We start from the raw sequence: 21,541 nt of genomic DNA on the forward strand, positions 1-21,541 counted from the left end.
CGGGACGGACTTTCGAGGAACACGTATGAAGCTCCAGGCATTCATCGCCACACACGCCATCCTTCCCGACCTCGCCTCAACCACACGAGACGATGTCATCCGCGAGTTGATCGAGGCCGTCCTCCAGGACGCCGACATCGCCGACCCCGCCCTCGCACAATCACTCATCGATGCCATCATAGAACGCGAGAAACACGGCTCCACCGGATTCGGTAAAGGCGTTGCCGTCCCCCACGTCAAGCACGACAAGATCCTCAAAATGGCCGCCGCCGTAGGCGTCAGTCGCAAAGGCGTCGACTTCAACGCCCTCGACAAACAGCCGGTCTATTCCATCATCCTCCTGCTCTCACCCAAAGACCGTCCGGATGAACACCTCCAGGCCATGGAAAGCATCTTCTCTCAACTCCAGAACGATCAGTTCCGCAAGTTCCTCCGCCAGTCAACGACCAAGCAGGAAATCCTCGAACTCATCGAAGAAGCCGACGCCCAGCAACTCCCAAGCTGACCAACACCCCTGACCGAAGACGCGATGAACCAGCCCACCCCATCCTCATCCGGCCTCGGGCCGACCTCAGGCGGAGACGCCAACGGCCACCGTGCCGAGACAGTCGTCGTCATCCGCAACCGGCTGGGCATGCACGCCAGACCCGCGATGTCCTTCGTCGATACCGCCTCCCAGTTCTCCGCCAGCATCCAGGTCATCAAGAATCAGCAATCCGTCGACGCCAAAAGCATCATGCAACTCATGATGCTCGCCGCCACCCAGGGCACCGAACTCAAGGTCATCGCCGAAGGCACCGACGCTCAGGAAGCCGTCACCGCCATCGAAGACCTCGTTAACCGCGGCTTCGACGAAGAGTGATCCCCACCACCCCGTAGGCGATAGCACCCCCCAGCACGCCAGCGTGCAGCACCTGCTCTTGCGCACTCGCCGCCGCCATGCCCGCAACCACCGCGATCACCACCAACCGCACGCCCCCAAGCCCTGCCAATCGCCTCATCGACACCGGCAGCACCATCCCCACCGCCACCGCCGGGACGATGATCCCTTCTGCTCCAATCCCCATCGAGGCCGCCACCGCCAGACCCGCAGCCGGAAACGCCAACCCCTCAAACTCAGGCGACAACCGCCTTGTCCCCCAAGCCCGCACCAACCGTCCCGCACCACCCACAACCAACAAGACGGCCAGCCACAACCCGACTTCCTGATCCACTAGGACCACCGCTGGACACAGCACAAACGCCACCCAATCGACCATCAGGTCCAGCCGCCGACCCGCCTCGCTGGCCACGCCCCATCGTCTGGCCAACGGCCCATCCAATCCGTCCAGCACCGCCGCCACCATCATCCAGCCCAACAAAACCTCAGCTCCTCCCGAGCCCGCCGCCACAGCACCAACCAGCGCCAACAACGCAACCCCCACCGTCAGCAGATCAACCAACCAGCTCCTAAACCCCCGCTGCACAGGCGACGCTGGGTCCCTCAAGTTGTCCATAACCTGAAAACGGCTCATGATGCACAGCTTATGACGATTCGACGCCAGCACTGCCTCCGTCTGCCCAGGAAATCTGAGCATCGCCGACTCAAGCGACGCATCGCCGCAGTCCCCCTCGCGATCGCCTGCCTCGCCGCCCTCATCCTGCTCAGCACAATCGAGCCCGCCCGCGCTGGCTACGGCTCCCACCTGCAACTCGGCCTCGAGCCCTGCGGCTGGACCGAAAGCTTCAACATCCCCTGCCCGACCTGTGGCGTCACCACCGCCGCCTCCCTCGCCGCCCGTGGAAACCTCGTCTCCGCTTTCAACACCCAACCCTTCGGCACCTTCCTCACCCTTGGAATCGCCATCCTCTTCTGGCTCCAGGTCGGCACTGCCTTCCTCGGCTGGGCTGGCCCCGACTGGTCGCGTATCCTCCTCTCCCGACGACCCTGGCTCGTGCTCCTGAGCCTCTTGGTCATCGGCTGGACCTGGAAACTCATCACCTGGACCTGAAAGACCTCCCGGATGCCCCACCCCTCTCGATGGCCAAGTCTCCTGCTCCTGATCACGCTCACCCTGCCCATGGCAGGGTGTGATTTCTTCGCCTGGATGCTCCTGGGCGGGGAAGGAACCCGAGAAGTCGATGCCAGCTACACCGGACTCGACGGCAGAACCGTCGCCGTGCTCGTCGCTGCTGATGACCAGATCCTCTATCAGCACCCCGCTGCCGATCGGATCATCGCCCAACAGGTCGCCGCAGCGTTTGCCGAATCCATCCCCGACATCCGCCTCGCCGACCCCAGCACACTCGCGTCCTTCAAAACCCAAAACCCCTACTGGCAGAGCCTCCTGCCCTCGACACTCATCACCGGCCTTGGCGTCGATCGACTCGTCATCGTCAGCCTTTACGAATACCGCCTCCACGAACCCGGTAACGCCCACCTCTGGCGCGGCATCATGAGCGCCGATATCTCCGTCATCGAGGCCGAAGCTGAGGACCCCGACAACCCCAGTTTCTCGACCGTCGTCTCCACCGAGTACCCCACTGGGAGCAAGGTCGGCGTCCTCGCCTCCGACAGCCAGACCATTGAACTCGGGCTCCTCAAAACCTTCTCCACCCAAACCGCCAACCTCTTCCACGACCACGAGGTGCCCAAGTGACACGCCCTCGCTTCATGATCCTCACCCTCACGCTGATGACGCTCTTCTCTTCCGGCTGCCAGGAAATCGGCTACATCGCTGGCATCTTCACAGGATGGGCGGGCCTCGACCAGATCCCCGCCGTCTACGAACTGGAAGAACGCCCCACCCTGGTCCTTGTTGATGACCGCCAGGGACTCCTGGGCTCACCCGCCACCAGTCAGCAGGTCGCCAACGTCGTCGGCAATCGCCTCATCGCCCGCGCCGAGTTCACGGAGTCCATGATCATCGACCCCAGGCGGATCACCAAGGTCGCCGAAGAACTCGGCCCGCTCTACGCTCAGACCCCCATCGACGCCATCGGCCGAGCCCTCGACGCCGAGCAGGTCATCGCCGTCTCCGTCATCAGCGCCCAGCCCGAACTCGCCCCCGGCATCCTCCAGCCCAAAGCTCAGGTCCTTGTCGAAGTCATCGACGTCGCCTCCGGCCGCCGGCTGTTCCCCGCTGGCACGACCAGCAGCAACGTCGCCGCCGGATACCCCATCTCTGTGCAGCTCGGAACCCAGGCCTTCCAGGACGGGCGAGCCAGCATGCGCCTCGCCGCGAACGACCTTGCCCGGCTGCTGGGTCTGCGCATCGCACAACTCTTCTACGACCGCGAGCCCGACGAAGAGTAGCCCTATGATCCTCCACCTCGCGATCGCCCCCGACAACCTCGATGTCCTCCGCTTGGTCCTGGCCCGCCAAAAACGACCCAATGCCGTCATCGTCTGTGTCGGCGCAAGTCGCACCCGGCGCGTCCTCGACGCTGCTGGTCTCACCCCCAATCTCCTCATCAGCCCCCCGCTCGGCTCACCGGTCATCGGCTACCCCAGGATGCGCAAGATTGCGCAGACCTACCCGCAGCCCCTCCGGGTCATCGTCTGGTCGGACCGCGCCCAGACCTGGGCCCAATGGCTCTGGCCCGGCTTCCGGATCGACAACGCCATGCAGACGCCGATCGACCCCAGCCTCCTCGACCTCGCCGAATCCCTCCAAAACGACACCGACCCCGATCAAACTCGCGCCGCATGGCAGGCAAGGGCGGGCAGCAGCCCCGAAACCCCCTTCATCGGCCTGCTCACCGACCACGCTGAGGCCGCCAGAACACTCACCTTTGCCAGCGCCATGGCGGTGTACTGCGAAACCCACGACCTCCGCGGCCCCGCCACACCCAAACTCGTCATCGATCCCGAACTCACCGACCGCCCTGCCATCGAGGGTCTCTGGACCCGAGACGATGTCCAGAACGTCCTGCTCCAGGAACCCGACTGGCTCTGGCCCTGGCGACGCCTGCCCGCCCTCGATGCCGCCATCGTCCCCGCCGGTGCCCGCGAACCCGGACTCCTCTGCTCTCTCGCTCTCCAGGCAGGCTGCCCCGTCGCCCTGGAGGTCAAACGCCCCGACCGTGTCCCCGATGACCTCAAACACCACCCGCAGCTCCGCATCACCCCCGAAGGTGCCCCCAAGCCCCTCGCCGAAGCCCTCCTCGATCTCGTGCCGTACCCTTCCCTATCCTGACTCTTCCGCCAGACTTGACCCTCCCGGCCCCCGCCGACTACATTGTCAAAATAATGCAAGATTCTCCGGTGCTGAGGTTTACCTTAAACCCGCGCAGTCGAGAATCGGCGAGTAACTCGGCTCTCTGCACCACGGCGCGTGCCGGCAACAGAAGCCGATGAATCGGGCTCACACCATCGAGCCCGGACGCTCGGCCGGAAGGCCAGCGGGATAGATTGAGGAAACGTCTCCCAAGACGCGGCAACGCCGCGAGATGAGGTCTGGCCCTGATGACGCCCCAAATAGGTAGGGCGCCTTCTCCTTGCTGTACCCCACCCCGGCTCTCTCAATCCCCCCTGCTGAGCTTTCGGACGACCGCGTCAATAGGACGCACGAAGGCCCAGCATGACCATCATCACCCTGATCGCCGAAGTGTCCGATCTGATCGCCGCCTTCCTCCTGCTGGCTGGCGTGATCGGCGGGGCCATCGGTACCTACTTCCTGACCCGTTTCATGGGCACCCAGGCGCTGACCCAGGCCAAACGCGAAGCCGACAGCATCCTCAGCAACGCCCACGCTGAGGGCGACACACTCCGGAAGCAGATCGAACTCGACGGCCGCGCCGAACTGACCCAGCTCCGCGAAAACTTCGAAAAAGAAACCGAGGCCGCCCGCAACGAGATCAAAGAAGTTGAACGACGCCTCACCAAACGCGAAGACAACCTCGACCGTAAACTCGACAGCCTTACCAATCGCGAAGAGAACCTCTCCCGCCAGGAGGACGAGTTCAAGGACCGCGAGAACAAAGTCCGCGAGCGCGACGCCGAACTCGACCAACTCCTCAATGAGCACCGCGAGCTCCTCGACAAAGCTCGCGAAGAACAGAAGCAGGAGCTGCTACGGATCGGAAAAATCTCCGAAGACGAGGCCCGCAAGCAGGCCCTCCGAGCCATTGAACTCGAGGCTCAGGAAGAAGCCGGTCAGCTCATCCAGCGCATCACCGAACGCACCGAGCAGGAAGCTCGCCAGAAATCCCTCGAAATCACCCTCAACGCCATCCAGCGCTATGCCTCAGAGCACACCGCCGAGGCGACCGTTTCCGCCATTGCCATCCCCTCGGACGACCTCAAGGGCCGCGTCATCGGCCGCGAAGGACGCAACATCCGAGCCTTTGAGAAAGCCACCGGCGTTGACGTGATCGTCGATGACACCCCGGGCGTGATCGTCGTCTCATGCTTCGATCCCGTCCGCAGAGCCATCGCCTCCCAGTCCCTCCAGAAGCTCGTCGATGACGGGCGCATCCACCCCACCCGGATCGAAGAAGTCGTCGAGCAGATGGGTAAGGAGATCCAGGAACGCATCGTCAAGTACGGGCAGGACGCCTGCATCGAAGCCCACGTCCGCGGACTCCACCCCCGCATCTCCGAGATGATGGGACGCCTTTACTACCGGATGTCCTACGGCCAGAACATCCTCCGTCACTCGATGGAAACCGCGTACCTCTCGCAGGTCATCGCCGACCAGCTCGGACTCGATGGCGAGCTCGCGCGTCGCTGCGGGTTCCTCCACGACATCGGCAAGGCGATGGACCACGAAGTCGAAGGCGGACACCCCGCCATCGGCATGGAGTTCGCCCGCAAGCACGGCGAAACCGACGAGGCCGTCCTCAACGCCATCGGCGGCCACCACAACGACATCCCCTCGACCACTCCTTACACCCCGATCGTCATGGCCGCTGACGCCATCTCCGGCGCCCGCCCCGGCGCCCGCCGCGAGACCCTCGAAAAATACGTCCGCCGGCTCGAACAGCTCGAAGGCATCGCCATCGAGCACGAGGGCGTTCAGCACGCCTACGCCATCCAGGCTGGCCGCGAAGTCCGTGTGATCGTCGATCCGGACAACATCGACGACGCCCGCTGCGCCTACATCGCCCGCGACATCGCCAAACGCGTCTCTGAAGAGATGACGTTCCCCGGCGAGATCAAGGTCACCGTCCTCCGCGAGATGCGCACCATCGAGTTTGCCCGCTGATCACGGTCTAGGATGTCGGGATGGCCCCCCCTCAGGAACCCAAAACGCTCCGCTGCCCGCAGTGCCATGCACGGATGCAGCCGGGTGTTCTGCCCGTCTCAGGCGGGCTCAACTGGCTGCCCTGGTCGCCGAGCGCACGACCGATGATGGCCGAGAGCCTTCCGGGCACCCATGCCGTGCTGCGGGCCAACCGCCTGCCCGCATGGCGGTGCCGAGCCTGCGAACTCGTGCTGTTTAAGGTCGGACACAAACTCCGTGACCCCCTCGGCGAACCCGAAGAGCTTCCGCCGGAGTCCGATGACATCCATGACATCAACCCACGCCGATGAGGCTTACGCTTCTTCCTTGCCGAAGCGCCGCTTGCGGCTGGCGTAATCGCGGAGGGCCGTGCGCAGGTGCTCGGGTTGGAAGTCCGGCCACAGCACGTCCGTCACCCAGAGTTCCGCGTAGCTGATCTGCCAGAGCAGGTAGTTGCTCAGGCGCATCTCGCCCGAGGTGCGGATCAGCAGGTCGGGGTCGGGGCTCCCGGCGGTGCCGAGTCGTGAGCTGATCAGGTCTTCATCAACCTCCGCGGGGGTCAGATCGCCTGAGGCGACGTCATCGGCGATCGAACGCACCGCGCCGGTGATCTCGATGCGGCTGCCGTAGTTCAGCGCGAGGTAAAGGGTCAATCCCGTGTTGTTTCGGGTGAGTTCGACGTTGGCGTCGAGTTCTGTGAGCACCTGGCTGGGCAATCCCTCACGCTGGCCCAGGTGGCGGAAGCGGAGGTTGTTGTCGGTCAGGAGCGGACGCTGCGAGACGAGGTACTCGGTGTACAAGTCCATCAGGCAGCCGACTTCCGCCTCCGAGCGGGCCCAGTTCTCGGTGGAGAAGCTGTAGAGGGTCATCGCCTCGATGCCGAGTCGGCTGGCGGTCTCCACCACGGGCGGGGTGCGCATGGCCCCGACCTTGTGGCCTTCGCTGCGGTCGAGGCCGCGGGATTTTGCCCAGCGGCCGTTGCCATCCATGATGATGGCCACGTGCTTGGGCAACGCTGAGGCCGGGAGACCGAGAGTTTCGAGTTCCTGAGTCGAGTCGGAGGTTGTCGTGGTCATCGAGTCAGTTCCGCGGATCGTTGATCCAGGTGATGTGATCCTCCGACCGTGGCCTTACGCCCGTGTGTTCACGCTTGTTCGCGAAAGATGGTCTGGTCACGAGCGGGGCCGACGCTGATGATCGACACGGGGACGCCAACGACCTCCTCGATGCGGCGGACGTAGGCCTGCGCCGCATCAGGCAGGTCGTCGAAGCGGCGGCAGGTGGTGAGGTCGTCATCGAAACCCGCGACGGTCTCGTAGATCGGCTCGGCGCTTTCAAGGATCGAGGCGTCGGCGGGGAAGCGGTGGAGCTCCTGCCCATCGACGCGGTAGCCGGTGCAGAGCTTGAGGTCGCCAACGCCGGCGAGCACGTCGAGGAGCATGAGGGCGATGTCGGTCGCGCCGGAGATGCGGGTGGTGTAGCGGAGGGCGACGAGGTCGAGCCATCCGCAGCGTCGAGGTCGGCCGGTGGTGGTGCCGTACTCGCGTCCCTGTTCGCGGATGCGGTCGCCAGTGGCGTCGAAGAGTTCGGTGGGCATGGGCCCCCCGCCGACGCGGGTCTGGTAGGCCTTGACGATGCCGACGGCACCTGTCACGACGTGTCCGGGGACGCCGGTGCCGGTGTGCGCACCGGGTGAAGAGCAACTACTTGAGGTGACGAAGGGGTAGGTGCCGTGGTCGACGTCGAGGAGGGTGGCATTGGCACCCTCGAAGAGGATGCGTTTGTTGGTGTCGATGGCATCGTGGAGAAGCTCGGCGGTATCGGAGACGTGTGCGGCGAGGCGTTTGCCGTGGGCGAGGGCTCGCTCGATAAGTACCGACGGATCAAAGGGTTCAAAGGATTCGCCGAGGTCGGCTGCGAGAGCGCCGAGGGCGGTGTTTTTGATGCTGGCGATCTGGGGGATTTTGGTTTTGAGGGTTTGCGGGTTCTGGAGGTCGCAGACGCGGATGGCGGTGGAGCGGGTGGCTTTGTCGGCGTAGCAGGGTCCGATGCCGCGGCCGGTGGTGCCGATGGCGGCGGCCTCGCCGGATCCCTTGGTCAGGGCGCGTTCGACGAGGCCGTCCTGAACCTTGTGCCAGGGCATGACGACGTGAGCGCGGTCGCTGACGCGGAGGTTGGTCCCGATCGTAACCCCTTGTGCTGCCAGATCATCGATCTCTTTGACGAGTTGGTCGACGTCGATGACGACGCCGTTGCCCAGGACGTTGAGCTTGTCTGAGTAGAGGATCCCGCTGGGGATGAGGTGGAGGGCGTAGCGTTTGGTACCGACCTGGACAGAGTGGCCGGCGTTGGCCCCGCCGTTGTAGCGGACGACGGCGTCGAACTCGGGTGCGAGGAGGTCGACGATCTTGCCCTTGCCCTCGTCGCCCCACTGGAGGCCGACGATCACGCAGTGCTGGTGGCTGGCGATACGACGGGCGGCGGTCTGGTTCATAAGATCTGATTTTTCAAGGGTTTGCTGTTGGCTAGAGGGCATGAGCAGACCGGTCTATCGGGGTGCTTGGTGCGGTTGGGCGCGAAAGTGAGATGGTATCAGGCGGCAGGGATCGGTCCAAGCGGATTGTTGGGGTTTTCGTAGCTTGCCCAGCCGTCATAAGCCCATGTTTTTCAGGGTTTTGAGCTGAGGCTGGTGCGGCTGGGTTCAGTCACGATGCAGGAGGATCGATGGCTTGAGGGTCCGGTAACCCCCCCCCACCCCCCCGCTGCCAGCGTAATTCACTAGGAGTAGAAGTCATGGGTCGGATTCATCGCGGCGTTACGTTGTCAGAAGTCACTGTGTCGCTTGCGATTATCATCATGCTGGCGCTGATTGCGATCCCGCAGTACGGGGTGGCGGCGGTGGATCGGGATGCGGATGCGACGGCGGATATTGTGCGGGAGGTTCAGGCGAGTATTGACGCGTTTCACCAAGCTCGGGGGCGGTATCCCGGGACGGTGGAGGCGGACTGGTTCCCTCTGAATAAGATGGTAACCCCTTACCGGCCAGAGGTTAAGCGAACGATGATCGAGCGAGGGGGCTTTGGTGAGGCGGAGCCGTTGGACCCGCGGCTGAGTGGTCCTGCGGGGTACTGGTACAACGCGGAGACGGGTTCCTTCCGGGCGTTTGTGCCGGATCAGGGGACGCCTGGGGCGACGCAGAAGCTGTTTGAACGGGTCAATCGGTACGCGAGATAGCCCGAAGTCGTCAATCAAACGTGACCGATGGGGCTTAAAGTGCAACGCTTTGTGCGCGCGCGACGCTGGTGCGCATGGCTTGATGCTGATCTGCTAATCAGGTTATTTCGGTCTCTACATCCTGACAATCAGGGGACGCGGGGGTATGCTGAGTGCGAGCGGATGATGACGACCGTCCGGTTGTTTTATTTTTGACCATGCTGCACGGCTTGGGTCTGAAGGATGCTGACATGATCTATTCAAATGCGTGTGCTTACGCGATCCGTGCGATGAGCCGGCTGGCGATGCTTCGTCCTGACGGGTATGTGCTGCTTGACGAGTTGTGCGAGGGGTCGGACCTGCCGCGTCATTTTGTGGCGAAGATTTTTCAGGACCTAGTTCGGAAGGGTTTGCTGACGTCGGCGAAGGGTCGGGGCGGCGGGTTTGCGTTGGCGCGGAAGCCGGAGCAGATCAGTCTTTATGACATTGTTGAGGTGATTGACGGGGTGGAGAATCTCAACGCGTGCGTGGTGGGGATGCACCGGTGTGATGACCATCAGCCGTGCCCGCAGCATGATGAGTGGAAGCCGATCCGGAACCAGCTCAAGGAGTATCTGGTGCGGACGACGCTGGCGACGATGAGCGCGACGATGCAGCGGAAGCTGGAGCTGCTGGGTGAGAAGGTTCCGGAGCTGACGAGTAAGTCGAAGCCGGTGCGGTTGGGGTAGGGGTGTTGGTTGCGGATTACAGTGTTGTATTGAGTTAAACTATTACCAACTTATTCGTTCGTGCACTTTATTATTCTCGCCGAGTTCAAATAAGCTCGACACCCGGCGTGATGGTTTCCATATGTTTGCCGAAGCTATCGAAGCCTGATCTTCCCATTTTGTGTCGTTTGTTCTTGTGATCGATGAGGTCAAATCTGAAAACCCGAGCTTTGACTTTTTCCAGCATTTCCAGGTAGACCCAGATGTTGATCGTCATGCCAGCAGGTATATCGAAGGCTGTTTGCGAAGGCTCATTGCGTATGACAACATTCTTTTTGACGCGGTCGATTGGCTGGACTGCTATATCTACGTCGCAGATGTGAATCGACCAGTTATGTGGATTTGTCGCGCGGACATTAAAAATTGCATATCTGATCCCATCAGTGACCCGGCCATCGCAATGCTTGACTAAAAACAGAGGGGTTTTCGCCAGAAATTTAGACGGCCCCGTAGATCTCCAAGCCCGAGATTTATATCGATTAATTTTATGCTAAAAAGACTCATTCTATTTAGTCTATCTTGTACCCACAGAACATACTGCCCCGGTTTAGAGTTTATCGACCGATGACTGCGGCGGTGCGCGTTGACCCCAGGCTTGGCGCCTGGGGCTCGTATCTGTGGGAATCTTGATGTTTGAGAGGGGTGTTCAGTTGTGGACTGGGGCTAGTTTGACGGCGGCGGCTTTTAGGAGGCCGGGTTGGTCGGTGAGTTTGTCGAGGGTGGCCTGGTCGGGAGGGGAGTCGACTTTGAGGAGCATGAGAGCGGTGACGTTGCCGTCGGATCCGGCGCGGCGGGAGATGGTCATGTCGGCGATGTTGAGACCGGCCTGGCCGAGCATGGTGCCGACGAGGCCGATCATGCCGGGGCGGTCTTCGTTCTGGAGTAGGAGCATGTTGTCGCGGGGGATCATGTCCATGTGATAGCCATTGATCTCGACGATGCGTGGTTTGAGGTCGTCGTAGATGTGGCCGACGATTCGGCGGGCGCGGTCTTCGGGGTGGGTGCCGGGGTCGATGGCGTCTTTGGGGCCTTCTACGAGGATGGTGAGTTCGGTGGCGCTGCTGGCGGTGGCGTCGGAGGTGGTGACTTTGGAGGTGATGCCGCGTTCTTTGGCGACGGAGCCGACGTTGATGAGGTTGACGGGGGAGTCGAGTCGGTCGGCGAGGAGTCGGGTGAGGGCGGTGCGTTCGATGGTGGAGGCGGCGTGGGCGAGGTCCTTGCCTTTGACTTCGATGGAGACGTTGCAGAGTCCGCGGGTGATCATGGGTCCGATGAGTCGGGCCATGCGGTCGGCGAGGTCGGCGTAGGCGGCCTGGAGGGGTGTGAGATCGACGCGGAGCCCGCCAGCGTTGACGGCGCCTTTGATGCCTTCGCCGCGGAGGTAGTCCATGACGGCGTGCGCGGCGTCGACGGAGACGGCCTGCTGGGCTTCGATGGTGGAGGCGCCGAGGTGGGGTGTGACGAGGATGGCGGGGTGTTTTCGGAGGGGGTTGTCGGCGGCGGGTGGTTCTTCTTCGAAGACGTCGAGGGCGGCGCCGGCGATGAGTTTCTGGTCGAGTGCGGTGATGATGTCGGCTTCATCGACGACCCCGCCTCGAGCGGCGTTGATGACGAGGAGGTTGGGTCGGGCGGTTTTCATGACCTCGAGGTTGAGCATGCTGCGGGTGTGGGTGTTGAGGGGGACGTGGAAGGAGAGCATGTCGACTTTGGGGACGAGGTCTTTGAAGTCGCGAATGACTTTGACCTGTCCATCGAGGATGGTGTCGGTGTTGACAAAGGGGTCGTAGCCGAGGACGTCCATTTCGAAGGCGAGGGCGCGTTTGGCGACGGTTTGTCCGATGCGTCCGAGTCCGACGACGCCCAGGGTTTTTCCGGCGAGTTGTCGGCCTTTGAACTTGTTGCGGTCCCATCCGCCTTCGGCCATGGTTTTGTAGGCGGGTCCGATCTGGCGCGCGGCGGCGAGGAGGAGGGCGAAGGCGTGCTCGGCGGTGGTGATGGTGGAGGCTTCGGCGGTGTTGAGGACGAGGATGCCCTTGTCGGTGGCGGCGGCGAGGTCGATGTTGTCGATGCCGACGCCAGCGCGGGCGATGACCTTGAGCCTGCCGGGGTTGGCGAGGACCTCGGCGGTGATTTTTACGCCTGAGCGGACGATGACGGCGTCGTGGTCGCCGATGATGGTGGCGAGTTCATCTTCTTTGATGCCGGCGCGGTCGGTGAGGGTGGCGTCGGTCTGGGCGGAGATCCAGTCGAGGCCTTCCTGGGCGAGTTTGTCGGCGGCGAGGATCGAGAACGTCTGCGTGGCCGTGGTCACGGGGGTAGCTCCAGCGTCGGTTGTGGATACGGGGTCCGGTAGGGAAGGTGGTTTATGCGATCTCGGCGGCGGCGGCAAACCCGTAGGCGGAGGCCTGGATGGTCTGCTTGATGAGCTCGTCGGAGTGAGCGGTGGAGAGGAACCAGCACTCGTATTGGCTGGGTCCGAGGATGACGCCTCGCTCGAGCATGGCGTTGAAGAAGGCGGCGAAGCGGTCGGTGCGGCAGGCGGAGGCGGTTTCGTAGTTGGTGACGGGTTGATCGGAGAAGAAGAGGCAGAGCATGGAGCCGACGCGGGCGAGTTGGACGGGGACGCCGGCGGCGATGGCTTTGGCCTGGAGTCCTTCTTCGAGTTGCTTTCCGGCGCGTTCGAGTTGCTGGTAGACGGCGGGGTCCTGGAGTTCGGTGAGGGTGGCGATTCCTGCGGCCATGGCGAGGGGGTTCCCGGAGAGGGTTCCGGCCTGGTACATGGGTCCGGCGGGAGCGACGTGGAGCATGAGGTCTTTACGCCCGCCATAGGCGGCGCAGGGGAGTCCTCCGCCTATGACTTTGCCCATGCAGGTGAGGTCGGGTGTGACGTTGTAGAGGGTCTGGGCCCCGCCGGGGTGGACGCGGAAGCCGGTCATGACTTCGTCGAAGAGGAGGAGGGTGCCGTGGGCGTCGCAGAGGTCTCGGAGTCCCTGGAGGTAGCCGTCGGCGGGTGGGACACAGCCCATGTTTCCGCCAATGGGCTCGACGGCGAAGGCGGCGATCTGTCCGGGGTTGGCTTCGAAGATGGCTTTGGCGGCTTCGAGGTCGTTGTAGGGGACGAGGAGGGTGTTGCGCGTGATGGATTCGGGTACGCCTGGGGAGGAGGGTTGTCCGAGGGTCATGGCGCCGGAGCCGGCTTCGACGAGGAGGGCGTCAGCGTGTCCGTGGTAGCAGCCGGTGCATTTGATGATGAAGGGTCGTCCGGTGGCTGCGCGGGCGAGTCGGATGGCGGACATGGCGGCTTCGGTGCCGGAGTTGACGAATCGGACCATCTCGACGGATGGGACGGCGTCGATGACGAGTTTGGCGAGGGTGGTTTCGGCCTCGGTGGGCATGCCGAAGGTGGTTCCGCGGCCGGCGGCTTTAGATAGAGCTGCGAGGACGGTGTCGGGGGCGTGGCCGAGGATGAGCGGGCCGTAGGAGCCGACGAAGTCGACGTATTCGAGTCCGTCGATGTCGGTGACGATGGCTCCCTTGCCGCAACGGATAAAGACCGGCCCCCCACCACCACCCCCCGCATCTGAAGCGCCCCCTGCTGCTGCGTTGGTTTGTGGTGGGTTTGAGACGGCTTTGTAGGCTCTGACGGGGGATGAGACCCCGCCTGGCATGACAGCGGAGGCATCGGCGAAGGCCTTGGCGGAGGACTGTCGGCGGCTGGTGAGGTTGAGTTCGGCGGTGGTTGTCATAGGTTGGGTATGGTATCAGGCCGGTGGGAGAGGTCTTGCGGTTGAAGGGCCCCTCGGACTTGACTACACTGCGTGACTTCGCCCAAGGACCGCGTCGGGGCGGTGACAGCGCCCGATCCGGCCGCCAAGATGGCCCAGAAACAGGATTTAGACGGATGACGATTACAGCAGAACGCCGGACTGAGTTGACCAGTGAGTTTCGGCGGGATGAGAAGGACAGTGGTTCGCCGGAGGTTCAGGTTGCGATCCTGACGGAGCGGATCAAGGGATTGACTGAGCATCTTCGGGCTCACAAGCATGATTATTCATCGCAGCGAGGTTTGCTGTTGATGGTTTCGAAGCGGACTCGTTTGCTTCGTTACCTGTCCCGTGTCAACCACGCGAGCTATCGCGAGTTGATCGGGCGTTTGGGTCTGCGACGCTGACGTTGCGGGCACTCTGCCGGGTCACCGGTCCGGGATGTTCCCGGGTTGGTGCAGACGGCAGTCGGCTCGCGGCATCCGCAAGTTTTGCGATGTGCCCCCAGCCATCTGTCTTCTGCATGCTCCGTGACCCCGCTCCTTGGGATCCCCGCGTCGGCGTTGCCGATGTTCCCGAGGGTTGATCATTCGGGGTCACGAAAGGATGTTGAAGACGATGGCTATCCACCGTGTTGAGATGGAGCTTGGGGGTCGCACGCTATCGATTGAGACGGGGAAGATTGCGAAGCAGGCGACGGCGTCTGTGATGGTTCAGTATGGGGAGACGGTGGTGTTGGGGACGGTGGTTCACGGCCCGCCTCGTGAGGGGATTGATTTTTTCCCGCTGACGGTTGATTACCGTGAGAAGTACTCGGCGGCGGGTAAGTTCCCGGGTGGTTTCCGTAAGCGTGAGGGTGCGCCGAATACTAAAGAAGTGTTGACGATGCGGAACATTGACCGTCCGTTGCGGCCGTTGTTCCCGAATGGTTTTTTTGATGAGGTTCAGATCCAGTGCTGGGTGATGGCTGCGGACGGTCAGAACGAGCCGGATGTGTTGGCGGGGATTGCGGCGTCGGCGGCGCTGGGGATTTCTGGGGTTCCTTTTGATGGTCCGGTGGGTAATGTTCGGGTGGCTCGGGTTGAGGGTCAGTTGGTGATCATGCCGACGGTTGCTCAGAACGAGTATTCGGACCTGGACATGCTGCTTTGTGGTCATGAAGACGGTCTGAACATGATTGAAGTGGGGGCGATGCTGATTCCTGAGGACGAGATGGCTGACGCCATCGAGTTCGGTCATGGGCACATCAAGCAGATCGTGGGGTTGATCAAGGAGTTGAACGCGAAGGCTGGCAAGCCGGCGATTGAGTTTGTTTCGCCGGTGTCGGCTGAGGTTCGGCAGAAGGTTGATGCGTTGGCGGGCCCGCTGAAGGCGGCGAAGACGACGGATGGCAACAAGCTGGATCGTCAGGAGGCGGTGCGGACGTGCATCAAGGAGTTCATCGGTTCGGCGTTCCCGGAGCCGGCTGCTTCGGCGGGTGTGGGTGAGTTCAATGCGTGGCGCGATGCGGTGAAGCAGGCGAAGACGGCGGTCCATGATCTGGAAGAGCAGATCACACGTGAGATCATCCGGTCGGGTTCACGGACGGATGGTCGTGCGGCGAAGGACCTGCGGAATATCGAGGCGGAGGTTGGTTTGCTGCCGCGGGTGCATGGCTCGGCGCTGTTTACGCGTGGTGAGACTCAGGCGCTGGTGACGGCGGTGCTGGGTAGCGGGCGTGATGAGCAGATCGTTGACGGCTTGAATAATGAGTATGCGGAGAAGTTTTATCTGCACTACAACTTCCCGCCTTTCTCGGTAGGTGAGGCGAAGCGGATCATGGGTCCGGGTCGTCGAGAGATCGGTCACGGGATGCTGGCGCAGCGGGCGTTGCAGGCTGTGCTTCCGCCTGTGGAGGAGTTCCCGTATACGGTTCGCCTGGTGAGTGACATCATGGAGTCGAACGGGTCATCGTCGATGGCTTCGGCTTGTGGTGGTTCGCTGGCGTTGCTGGATGCGGGCGTGCCAATTGTGTCGCCGGTAGCGGGTATTTCGATCGGCATGATCAGCGGGGATGACTCGGGTCAGGACGATGTCTATCTGGTGGACATCCAGGGTGAGGAAGATCACTTTGGTGACATGGACTTCAAGGTGACGGGGACTGAGTCCGGGATCACGGCGATCCAGCTCGACCTGAAGACCCGTGGCCTGACGATGGATCAGATTCGCAAGACGTTTGTGATGGCTCGAGAGGCGCGGCTTGAGATTCTCAAGACGATGAATGCTGCGATCAGTACGCCGAAGGAGTTGTCTCCTCATGCTCCTCGGATGCTGACGGTGAAGATCCAGCCGGACAAGATCGGGAAGCTGATCGGTCCTGGCGGGAAGATGATCCGTGCGATCGAGGAGAACACGGGTGCGACGCTGACGATCGAGGAAGACGGGACGGTGTTCATCTCGGCGGTTGGCGCCGGGAAGGCCGAGGCGGCCCGCGAGGAGGTCGAGAAGATCTCGGCGGAGGTGAAGGTCGGCAAGACGTACAGCGGTCGTGTGACGGCGGTGAAGGATTTTGGTGCTTTTGTCGAGGTTATCCCGGGCCAGGACGGGTTGTGTCACATCTCTGAGCTGTCAGATGGCTTTGTGAAAAGCGTGACGGATGTGGTGAGCGTGGGGGACCAGGTCCGGGTGAAGGTGATCCTGGTGGATGACCAAGGGCGGGTGAAGCTGTCGCGGAAGGCTGTGCTTATGGAGGAAAATGAGCAGGAAACTGCTTCCACTCCGGCCTGAAGCGCTGTATCTTAACATTCGGTAGGCCTGCGTCCCCCCCTTTCAGGGGGGTGTTCGCTAAGCATGTCTGAGATGATGCAGGTTCTGCCGGGCCGCGTGGGCGGTCGACAGTACGAAAGGGTTGGTCTATGGACCGGCTTCCAGAATCCTTAATGGTTGTGTTTTTCGTCACCGGGTGGTGACCTCTGGTTTCTTTGCGTGCGCTGATGGCACGCCTGCACATCTCGTTTCTTTCTTTTCTAGTCGGGCATTCGCCTGCGATCTGTTGTGAAGGAGTTTCTTATGTCGATCCGTGGACGCGTGAAGTGGTTTGACCCGAAGAAGGGCTTTGGCTTTATCGTGGGTCCGAGTGAGGAAGACGTTTTTGTTCACTACTCGCACATTCACAGTGACGGTTTTAAGTCGCTCAAGGACGGCGAGGCGGTTGATTACGAGTTGATCGAGTCTGACAAGGGGTTCCAGGCTCGGGAAGTACAACGAGTCGGGAATCTAGAACACGCGACCGGCTGAACGTGGCTGGGTTGTGTTTGGGGACCTGAGTCGTCAGTCCGAGCGCGGTCGTTGTAAGCTGACTGCGTGATAACGGGTCTGATCCTTGGTTTTGTGGTTGGCGTGTGCGTAGCCGCGGCGGTTCTGGTGCCGTGGTCGCGGGGTCGGGTGCGTGCGAGCCGGTTGCGAGAGCAGAAGGCGGTGCGGGATGAGCGGCTGGCTGAGTTGACCATGCTGACGAGCGGGTTAGCGCACGAGATCAAGAACCCGCTGTCGACGCTGGGGCTGAATATTCAGTTGATTGATGAGGAGCTGGCGGAAGTGGACCGGCTGCTGGAGCCGGAGAGCCCGAGCGAGCAGAGTATCCGGCGGGTGCGTCGGCGGTTCGCGGGGTTGGGGCGTGAGACGCGGCGGCTGCGAGAGATTCTGGAGGATTTTCTGAGATTTGCGGGTCGCGTGAAGCTGGAGCGGCAGCCGGTTGATGTGAACGTGATGGTGGAGGAGTTGACTGATTTTTATGAGCCTCAGGCGACGGAGGCTGGGGTTCGGCTGCGGACTCAGCTTGATGCGGGTGTGGGTGAGATCATGGCGGACTCGCGGCTGCTGAAGCAGGCGCTGCTGAATCTGATGATCAATGCGGTGCAGGCGATGACCGAGGCTCGGGAGCGTGAGCAGGCCCATGGCGGGGCGAATGAGTTGCTGCTGCGGACGGAGCGGGTGAGTCAGGGGTTGCGTGACCAGGTGCGGATCGAGGTGACGGACACGGGGCCGGGGATGGATGATGAGGTCCGGTCGCGGGTGTTTCAGCCGTACTTTTCGACGAAGCGTCAGGGTACGGGTCTGGGGCTGCCGACATCGCGGCGGCTGATCGAGGAGCATGGGGGTCAGCTTGCGATGCACTCGGAGAGCGGACGGGGGACGTCGTTTCTGATCACGCTGCCGGTGGGTGGGGGGTGAGACGGGGTATGAAAAACCCCGATCGTGGGACCGGGGTTCGTGAGGCTGTGTTTTGGGCGGTAGGGTTTATTTACGGATTTCGAAGATGGACTGGGTTCGGAGGACGACGCCTGTGGAGCCGAGGAGGTGGTAGGCCTGGATGTGGTATTCCTTGCGGTACTTCTGGGCATCGACGAGGGAGAGGCAGGGGACGGCGTTGGCATCGACCCAGTCGTGTGAGATGGAGCCGGTTTCGATGGCGAAGTCCTGCATTTCCTTGAGGGTGGCGTTGTAGAGGTTGTCGGTGAGGTTTTCGGATTGGACGGTGGTGACGTAGGCGAGTCGGCCCTGCTGTTCCATTTCGTAGTCTTTTTCGCCCATGCAGGGGAGGGCGTGGACGAGTCCGCTTTCGGGGAGGTGGTCGCCGCGGTCGATGACGGTTTCGGTGAGGGTCTGGCCGGGGATCTGGAAGCGGACGATGTGCCCGCCTGGGATGAGCCAGGTCTCGATTTCGTACTCGCCGTGGCGGTCCATGCGTCGCCCCTGGAGCTTGAAGAGCTCGGGGTGGAGGGATCGGCTGTAGACGAGAAGTCGGAAAGACTGGGTAGACTGGGACTTATGGCTAACGCTCATGGGGATTCCTAGGTTGTTAAAGGCTGTGTACACGGGACCGGGAAGGCCGCCGTGGTTGTCGATCGGTTGTTATGGAATTATAGCGATGGGGTATCAGAGTGGAAGCGCTAAGTTGGGCTGTGGACTGGTTTTTTTGCATTGTGGTTGTGTGTCTGGTTGTACGACGTGGGGCTGTGGAGGGTTCGGGTGGGGTGTGCCGATAAAAGTGACTGGCGGAGCTAGCCAGACAGGATCGGTGACGGACTATGGGGCGACCCAGCCAGGGCCAGATTTTTGAGCGGCTGTCTCGTGAACTTGCTTCACGAGCGGATGGCGTGCTGCTGGCGGCGATTGATCATGCCCGGGCGGACGAGGTGCGTGGGCTGGTGGAGGTGGCGTTAGAGCATCCATCGAAGCGGTTGGTGTTGGGGTTGATCCGGCGGTCGTCGAGGCTTCATTCTCGGCAGATGGGGCGGCTGGCGGCGTATCTGGAGGGTCACGGGAATCTGCTGCGGGATGCTGCGGGGGCGCGGGATGCGGGTCTTAGAGCGGGGTGCTTGTCGGTGCTGGAGCATCTTGATGACCCTCGGGACTTGGATTTGCTGCGGTCGACGCTGGCGGATGAGCGGGCCGGGCTGCGGGCGCGGAGCGAGCGGTTGATGGTGCGGTGGGTGCGGCGGGTATTTGCGGATGATGAATCGAGTGCGTTGACGGCGACGACGGCGGAGACGGTGGGTGAGTTGTTTCGGCGGTTGGCGGATGGGCCGAGTGAGGCGTTGGCGTGGGGTCTGGCGGTGGCGGGGCCTACGCTGGGTCGTCGGGTTGAGGGCGTTCTGGAGGCGGCTCCGAGACGGCATGTGGCGTCGTTGGAGCGGGTGCTGAGTGAGGCGGATGATGTTCTGGTGGCGGATCGGCTGACGTGGTGGACGGGTGTGGAGGCGTTGGCGGAGCGTGCGGCGCGTGGTCTGGCGGGGGTACCGGTTCGGGATCAGCCGCAGCTGGTGCGTTATCCGGAGACGGCTTGTCTGGCTTCGGTGCAGCGGTCGGTGCTGGGGACGACCTCGGTGCAGAAACTCACGCGGCAGTTGGGGACGGCGGTGGTGTCGGGCGTTGCGGCGGAGCGATCGCGAACGGCCGAGGAGCGGGTGGCGGTGCTGGCTGATCTGGTGGGGGATGGTTCGGTGTCGGTGCGGAGCGTGGCGCTGCGGCAGTTGACGACGCTGGCGAATGAGACAGCGGAGGCGGCGCGGGTGATTGAGCGTTATCTGGGGGATGCGTCGGAGGACCTGGCGCGGGCGGCGATGGCGTGGCTGATTGGTGCGGGGAGTGGTCGGGATGTGCTGACGCGGGCGCTGCGGAGTCCTCATGCTTCGGTGCGGTCGATGGCGGCGGCACGGGTGGCCCCTGGTGTTTTTGAGGGGCTTTGTGCATCGTGGCCAAGGCTTGATGCGGAGCAGCGGCGGGATGCGGGTCAGAAGTTGATGCGGCTGGATGAGCGGCTGATTGAGCGGCTCGATGGTTTGCTGCGGCGGCCGGATCGGGCGCTGCGGTTGCGGGCGTTGGCGATGGTGCGGGAGCTGGGTCTGGCGGCGGCGCTGGAGCCGCGGGTGGCGGAGCTGGCGTCGTCATCTGACGAACGGCTGGCTTCGGCTGCGGTCACGGTGCTGGGTGTGAGTCGGACGGAGACGAGTGCGTTGTCGATCGAGCAGGCGCTTGGTCATGCGGATGGTCGGGTGCGGGCGAACGCGGTGGAGGCATTGCCTGCGCCGGCGAGTGAGACGGAGCTGCGGAGGCTGGTGACGCTGACGAACGAGCGTCATAACCGGGTGCGGGCGAATGCGATTGCGAGTCTGATTGATCATGCGCGGCTTGATCAGGCGCTGAGTCGGTTGCGTTTGATGCTGGAGGATGCGAGGGAGGCTCATCGGGCGTCGGCGATCTGGGTGGCGCAGTCTCGGGTGGTGGAGCCGGTTACGCCACGGCTGGTGGAGATGGCGGCGGGTGATCCTTCGGTGCGGGTGCGGGAGCGGGCCCAGCGGGCGGCAACGGAGGTGATTGTGCGTATTGAGCGCGAGGCGATGAATACGAGCAAGCTGCTGGCCTCGCGTAAGGCGACGCTAGCGAAGGGAGCTGCGTGATGGGTTTGATGATGTTGATGGCGCAGGTGGGGGGTCCGGTGGGTCCTAGTCGTCAGGACGCGATTGATCCGGGGCGGCTGGCGAATGTGGAGCTCCAGGCGGTTAGTGATGCGATTACGGGGAACTATGCGTATTCGGCGTGGTGGCTGGTGGTGCTGCTGAGTCTGGTGACGGTTGCGTTGGCTGTGGCGGTGACGCGAAAGGCGTGGCTGGCTTGGCGGGATCGGGTGATGGCGGCGTGGTTATTCTGGCGGGTGGCGCGGGACTGCGGGCTGAGTCGGCGTGAGATCGTGTCGTTGTGGCGAGCGGGTCGTGAGCGGCCGGTCGAGGTTCGGCTGGCGATGCTGCTGAGTTGCGGGGCGTTGCGGAAGTTTGGTGGGCCGGACGCTCGGGCGTGCGAGGGCAGGTTGTTTGGTGAGCCCGACGGTCGGATGGCTGCTTAACCCCCCTCCCCCCTGCACCGCGCACCTGCCGCCCTGCTTGGTGTATCGAGCGTGTCGTTATTGTCTGGTCGATAGCGTTCCTATCTAAATATGTAGTGGGTCGTGGATAACTTGGCGACGGTTTTAGTGATTTCACACAGCACGCCTTCGGCGTGCAATGTGCCACCCGGAGGACGCTATGATTGGTGTTGATGTGCTGCTGTGCTG

Annotated in this window: 23 protein-coding genes; 16 read left to right on the forward strand and 7 right to left on the reverse strand. The window is 62.7% G+C overall.

From position 1 onward, the window contains the following. The first annotated feature begins 25 nt into the window (after window positions 1-25). Window positions 26-505 (forward strand): PTS sugar transporter subunit IIA, encoded by a 480-nt coding sequence (locus RIG82_12520; protein MEQ9461766.1) that lies wholly within the window; start codon window positions 26-28, stop codon window positions 503-505. A 24-nt stretch (window positions 506-529) separates the two neighbouring features. Next, complete coding sequence (locus tag RIG82_12525; GenBank protein ID MEQ9461767.1) at window positions 530-862, forward strand: HPr family phosphocarrier protein; 333 nt, start codon at window positions 530-532, stop codon at window positions 860-862. Here RIG82_12525 and RIG82_12530 read toward each other — a convergent pair. Next, on the reverse strand, window positions 837-1,514 hold the full coding sequence (locus RIG82_12530; protein ID MEQ9461768.1) for a CDP-alcohol phosphatidyltransferase family protein: 678 nt from the start codon (window positions 1,512-1,514) through the stop codon (window positions 837-839). The genes RIG82_12525 and RIG82_12530 overlap by 26 nt on opposite strands. A gap of 12 nt (window positions 1,515-1,526) precedes the next feature. On the opposite strand from RIG82_12530, the gene RIG82_12535 reads away from it, so the two are divergent. The 6 genes from RIG82_12535 to RIG82_12560 all read left to right on the forward strand — a co-directional run bounded on the left by RIG82_12535 (window position 1,527) and on the right by RIG82_12560 (window position 6,517). Then, window positions 1,527-1,991, forward strand: coding sequence for a DUF2752 domain-containing protein (locus tag RIG82_12535; protein MEQ9461769.1), 465 nt, complete (start codon window positions 1,527-1,529; stop codon window positions 1,989-1,991). 12 nt (window positions 1,992-2,003) lie between these two features. Beyond that, the gene (locus RIG82_12540) at window positions 2,004-2,639 is read left to right on the forward strand and encodes a hypothetical protein (GenBank protein ID MEQ9461770.1); all 636 of its coding nucleotides are present in this window, start codon (window positions 2,004-2,006) and stop codon (window positions 2,637-2,639) included. Further along, window positions 2,636-3,295, forward strand: a complete 660-nt coding sequence (locus RIG82_12545) for a hypothetical protein (GenBank protein MEQ9461771.1) — start codon at window positions 2,636-2,638, stop codon at window positions 3,293-3,295. Before RIG82_12540 ends, RIG82_12545 begins: the two co-directional genes overlap by 4 nt. Before the next feature lie 4 nt (window positions 3,296-3,299). Further along, window positions 3,300-4,178: a hypothetical protein gene (locus tag RIG82_12550; protein ID MEQ9461772.1), complete on the forward strand. Its 879-nt coding sequence runs from the start codon at window positions 3,300-3,302 to the stop codon at window positions 4,176-4,178. A gap of 384 nt (window positions 4,179-4,562) precedes the next feature. Next, window positions 4,563-6,188, forward strand: coding sequence for a ribonuclease Y (gene rny / locus RIG82_12555; GenBank protein MEQ9461773.1), 1,626 nt, complete (start codon window positions 4,563-4,565; stop codon window positions 6,186-6,188). A gap of 20 nt (window positions 6,189-6,208) precedes the next feature. Then, on the forward strand, window positions 6,209-6,517 hold the full coding sequence (locus tag RIG82_12560; protein ID MEQ9461774.1) for a PF20097 family protein: 309 nt from the start codon (window positions 6,209-6,211) through the stop codon (window positions 6,515-6,517). A 3-nt stretch (window positions 6,518-6,520) separates the two neighbouring features. Here the strand turns inward: RIG82_12560 and RIG82_12565 are convergent, their stop codons facing one another. Then, window positions 6,521-7,282 (reverse strand): isoprenyl transferase, encoded by a 762-nt coding sequence (locus RIG82_12565; protein MEQ9461775.1) that lies wholly within the window; start codon window positions 7,280-7,282, stop codon window positions 6,521-6,523. Window positions 7,283-7,350: 68 nt separating this feature from the next. Continuing rightward, on the reverse strand, window positions 7,351-8,700 hold the full coding sequence (locus RIG82_12570; protein MEQ9461776.1) for an adenylosuccinate synthase: 1,350 nt from the start codon (window positions 8,698-8,700) through the stop codon (window positions 7,351-7,353). 299 nt (window positions 8,701-8,999) lie between these two features. Between RIG82_12570 and RIG82_12575 the strand changes: the two genes are divergently transcribed. Together RIG82_12575 and RIG82_12580 are read left to right on the forward strand one after the other, a co-directional pair. Further along, window positions 9,000-9,440, forward strand: coding sequence for a hypothetical protein (locus RIG82_12575; protein MEQ9461777.1), 441 nt, complete (start codon window positions 9,000-9,002; stop codon window positions 9,438-9,440). A gap of 230 nt (window positions 9,441-9,670) precedes the next feature. Beyond that, window positions 9,671-10,147 carry an Rrf2 family transcriptional regulator gene (locus RIG82_12580; GenBank protein MEQ9461778.1) on the forward strand — a complete coding sequence of 159 codons (477 nt, stop codon included), beginning with the start codon at window positions 9,671-9,673 and terminating at the stop codon, window positions 10,145-10,147. A gap of 85 nt (window positions 10,148-10,232) precedes the next feature. Here RIG82_12580 and RIG82_12585 read toward each other — a convergent pair whose 3' ends face one another. From RIG82_12585 to hemL, 3 genes are all read right to left on the reverse strand, one after another. Then, the gene (locus RIG82_12585; protein MEQ9461779.1) at window positions 10,233-10,403 is read right to left on the reverse strand and encodes a hypothetical protein; all 171 of its coding nucleotides are present in this window, start codon (window positions 10,401-10,403) and stop codon (window positions 10,233-10,235) included. Between the two features lie 429 nt (window positions 10,404-10,832). Continuing rightward, on the reverse strand, window positions 10,833-12,497 hold the full coding sequence (serA, locus tag RIG82_12590) for a phosphoglycerate dehydrogenase (GenBank protein ID MEQ9461780.1): 1,665 nt from the start codon (window positions 12,495-12,497) through the stop codon (window positions 10,833-10,835). A gap of 52 nt (window positions 12,498-12,549) precedes the next feature. After that, window positions 12,550-13,932 (reverse strand): glutamate-1-semialdehyde 2,1-aminomutase, encoded by a 1,383-nt coding sequence (hemL, locus tag RIG82_12595; protein ID MEQ9461781.1) that lies wholly within the window; start codon window positions 13,930-13,932, stop codon window positions 12,550-12,552. A 155-nt stretch (window positions 13,933-14,087) separates the two neighbouring features. Between hemL and rpsO the strand changes: the two genes are divergently transcribed. From rpsO to RIG82_12615, 4 genes are all read left to right on the forward strand, one after another. Beyond that, complete coding sequence (gene rpsO, locus RIG82_12600; GenBank protein MEQ9461782.1) at window positions 14,088-14,357, forward strand: 30S ribosomal protein S15; 270 nt, start codon at window positions 14,088-14,090, stop codon at window positions 14,355-14,357. Window positions 14,358-14,568: 211 nt separating this feature from the next. Continuing rightward, window positions 14,569-16,716 carry a polyribonucleotide nucleotidyltransferase gene (gene pnp, locus RIG82_12605; protein ID MEQ9461783.1) on the forward strand — a complete coding sequence of 716 codons (2,148 nt, stop codon included), beginning with the start codon at window positions 14,569-14,571 and terminating at the stop codon, window positions 16,714-16,716. A gap of 282 nt (window positions 16,717-16,998) precedes the next feature. Beyond that, window positions 16,999-17,226: a cold shock domain-containing protein gene (locus tag RIG82_12610; GenBank protein ID MEQ9461784.1), complete on the forward strand. Its 228-nt coding sequence runs from the start codon at window positions 16,999-17,001 to the stop codon at window positions 17,224-17,226. A 66-nt stretch (window positions 17,227-17,292) separates the two neighbouring features. Continuing rightward, window positions 17,293-18,162: an ATP-binding protein gene (locus RIG82_12615; GenBank protein ID MEQ9461785.1), complete on the forward strand. Its 870-nt coding sequence runs from the start codon at window positions 17,293-17,295 to the stop codon at window positions 18,160-18,162. A 66-nt stretch (window positions 18,163-18,228) separates the two neighbouring features. Here the strand turns inward: RIG82_12615 and RIG82_12620 are convergent, their stop codons facing one another. Then, on the reverse strand, window positions 18,229-18,774 hold the full coding sequence (locus RIG82_12620; protein ID MEQ9461786.1) for a hypothetical protein: 546 nt from the start codon (window positions 18,772-18,774) through the stop codon (window positions 18,229-18,231). A gap of 245 nt (window positions 18,775-19,019) precedes the next feature. Here RIG82_12620 and RIG82_12625 point away from each other — a divergent pair, with 245 nt between their 5' ends. Both RIG82_12625 and RIG82_12630 read left to right on the forward strand, forming a co-directional pair. Beyond that, the gene (locus RIG82_12625; protein ID MEQ9461787.1) at window positions 19,020-20,891 is read left to right on the forward strand and encodes a HEAT repeat domain-containing protein; all 1,872 of its coding nucleotides are present in this window, start codon (window positions 19,020-19,022) and stop codon (window positions 20,889-20,891) included. After that, on the forward strand, window positions 20,891-21,334 hold the full coding sequence (locus RIG82_12630) for a hypothetical protein (GenBank protein MEQ9461788.1): 444 nt from the start codon (window positions 20,891-20,893) through the stop codon (window positions 21,332-21,334). The genes RIG82_12625 and RIG82_12630 overlap by 1 nt, the downstream gene beginning before the upstream one ends. The last annotated feature ends 207 nt before the right edge of the window (window positions 21,335-21,541 follow it).

It is taken from the genome of Phycisphaeraceae bacterium, assembly GCA_040222855.1.
Classification (GTDB): Bacteria; Planctomycetota; Phycisphaerae; order Phycisphaerales; family Phycisphaeraceae; genus Mucisphaera.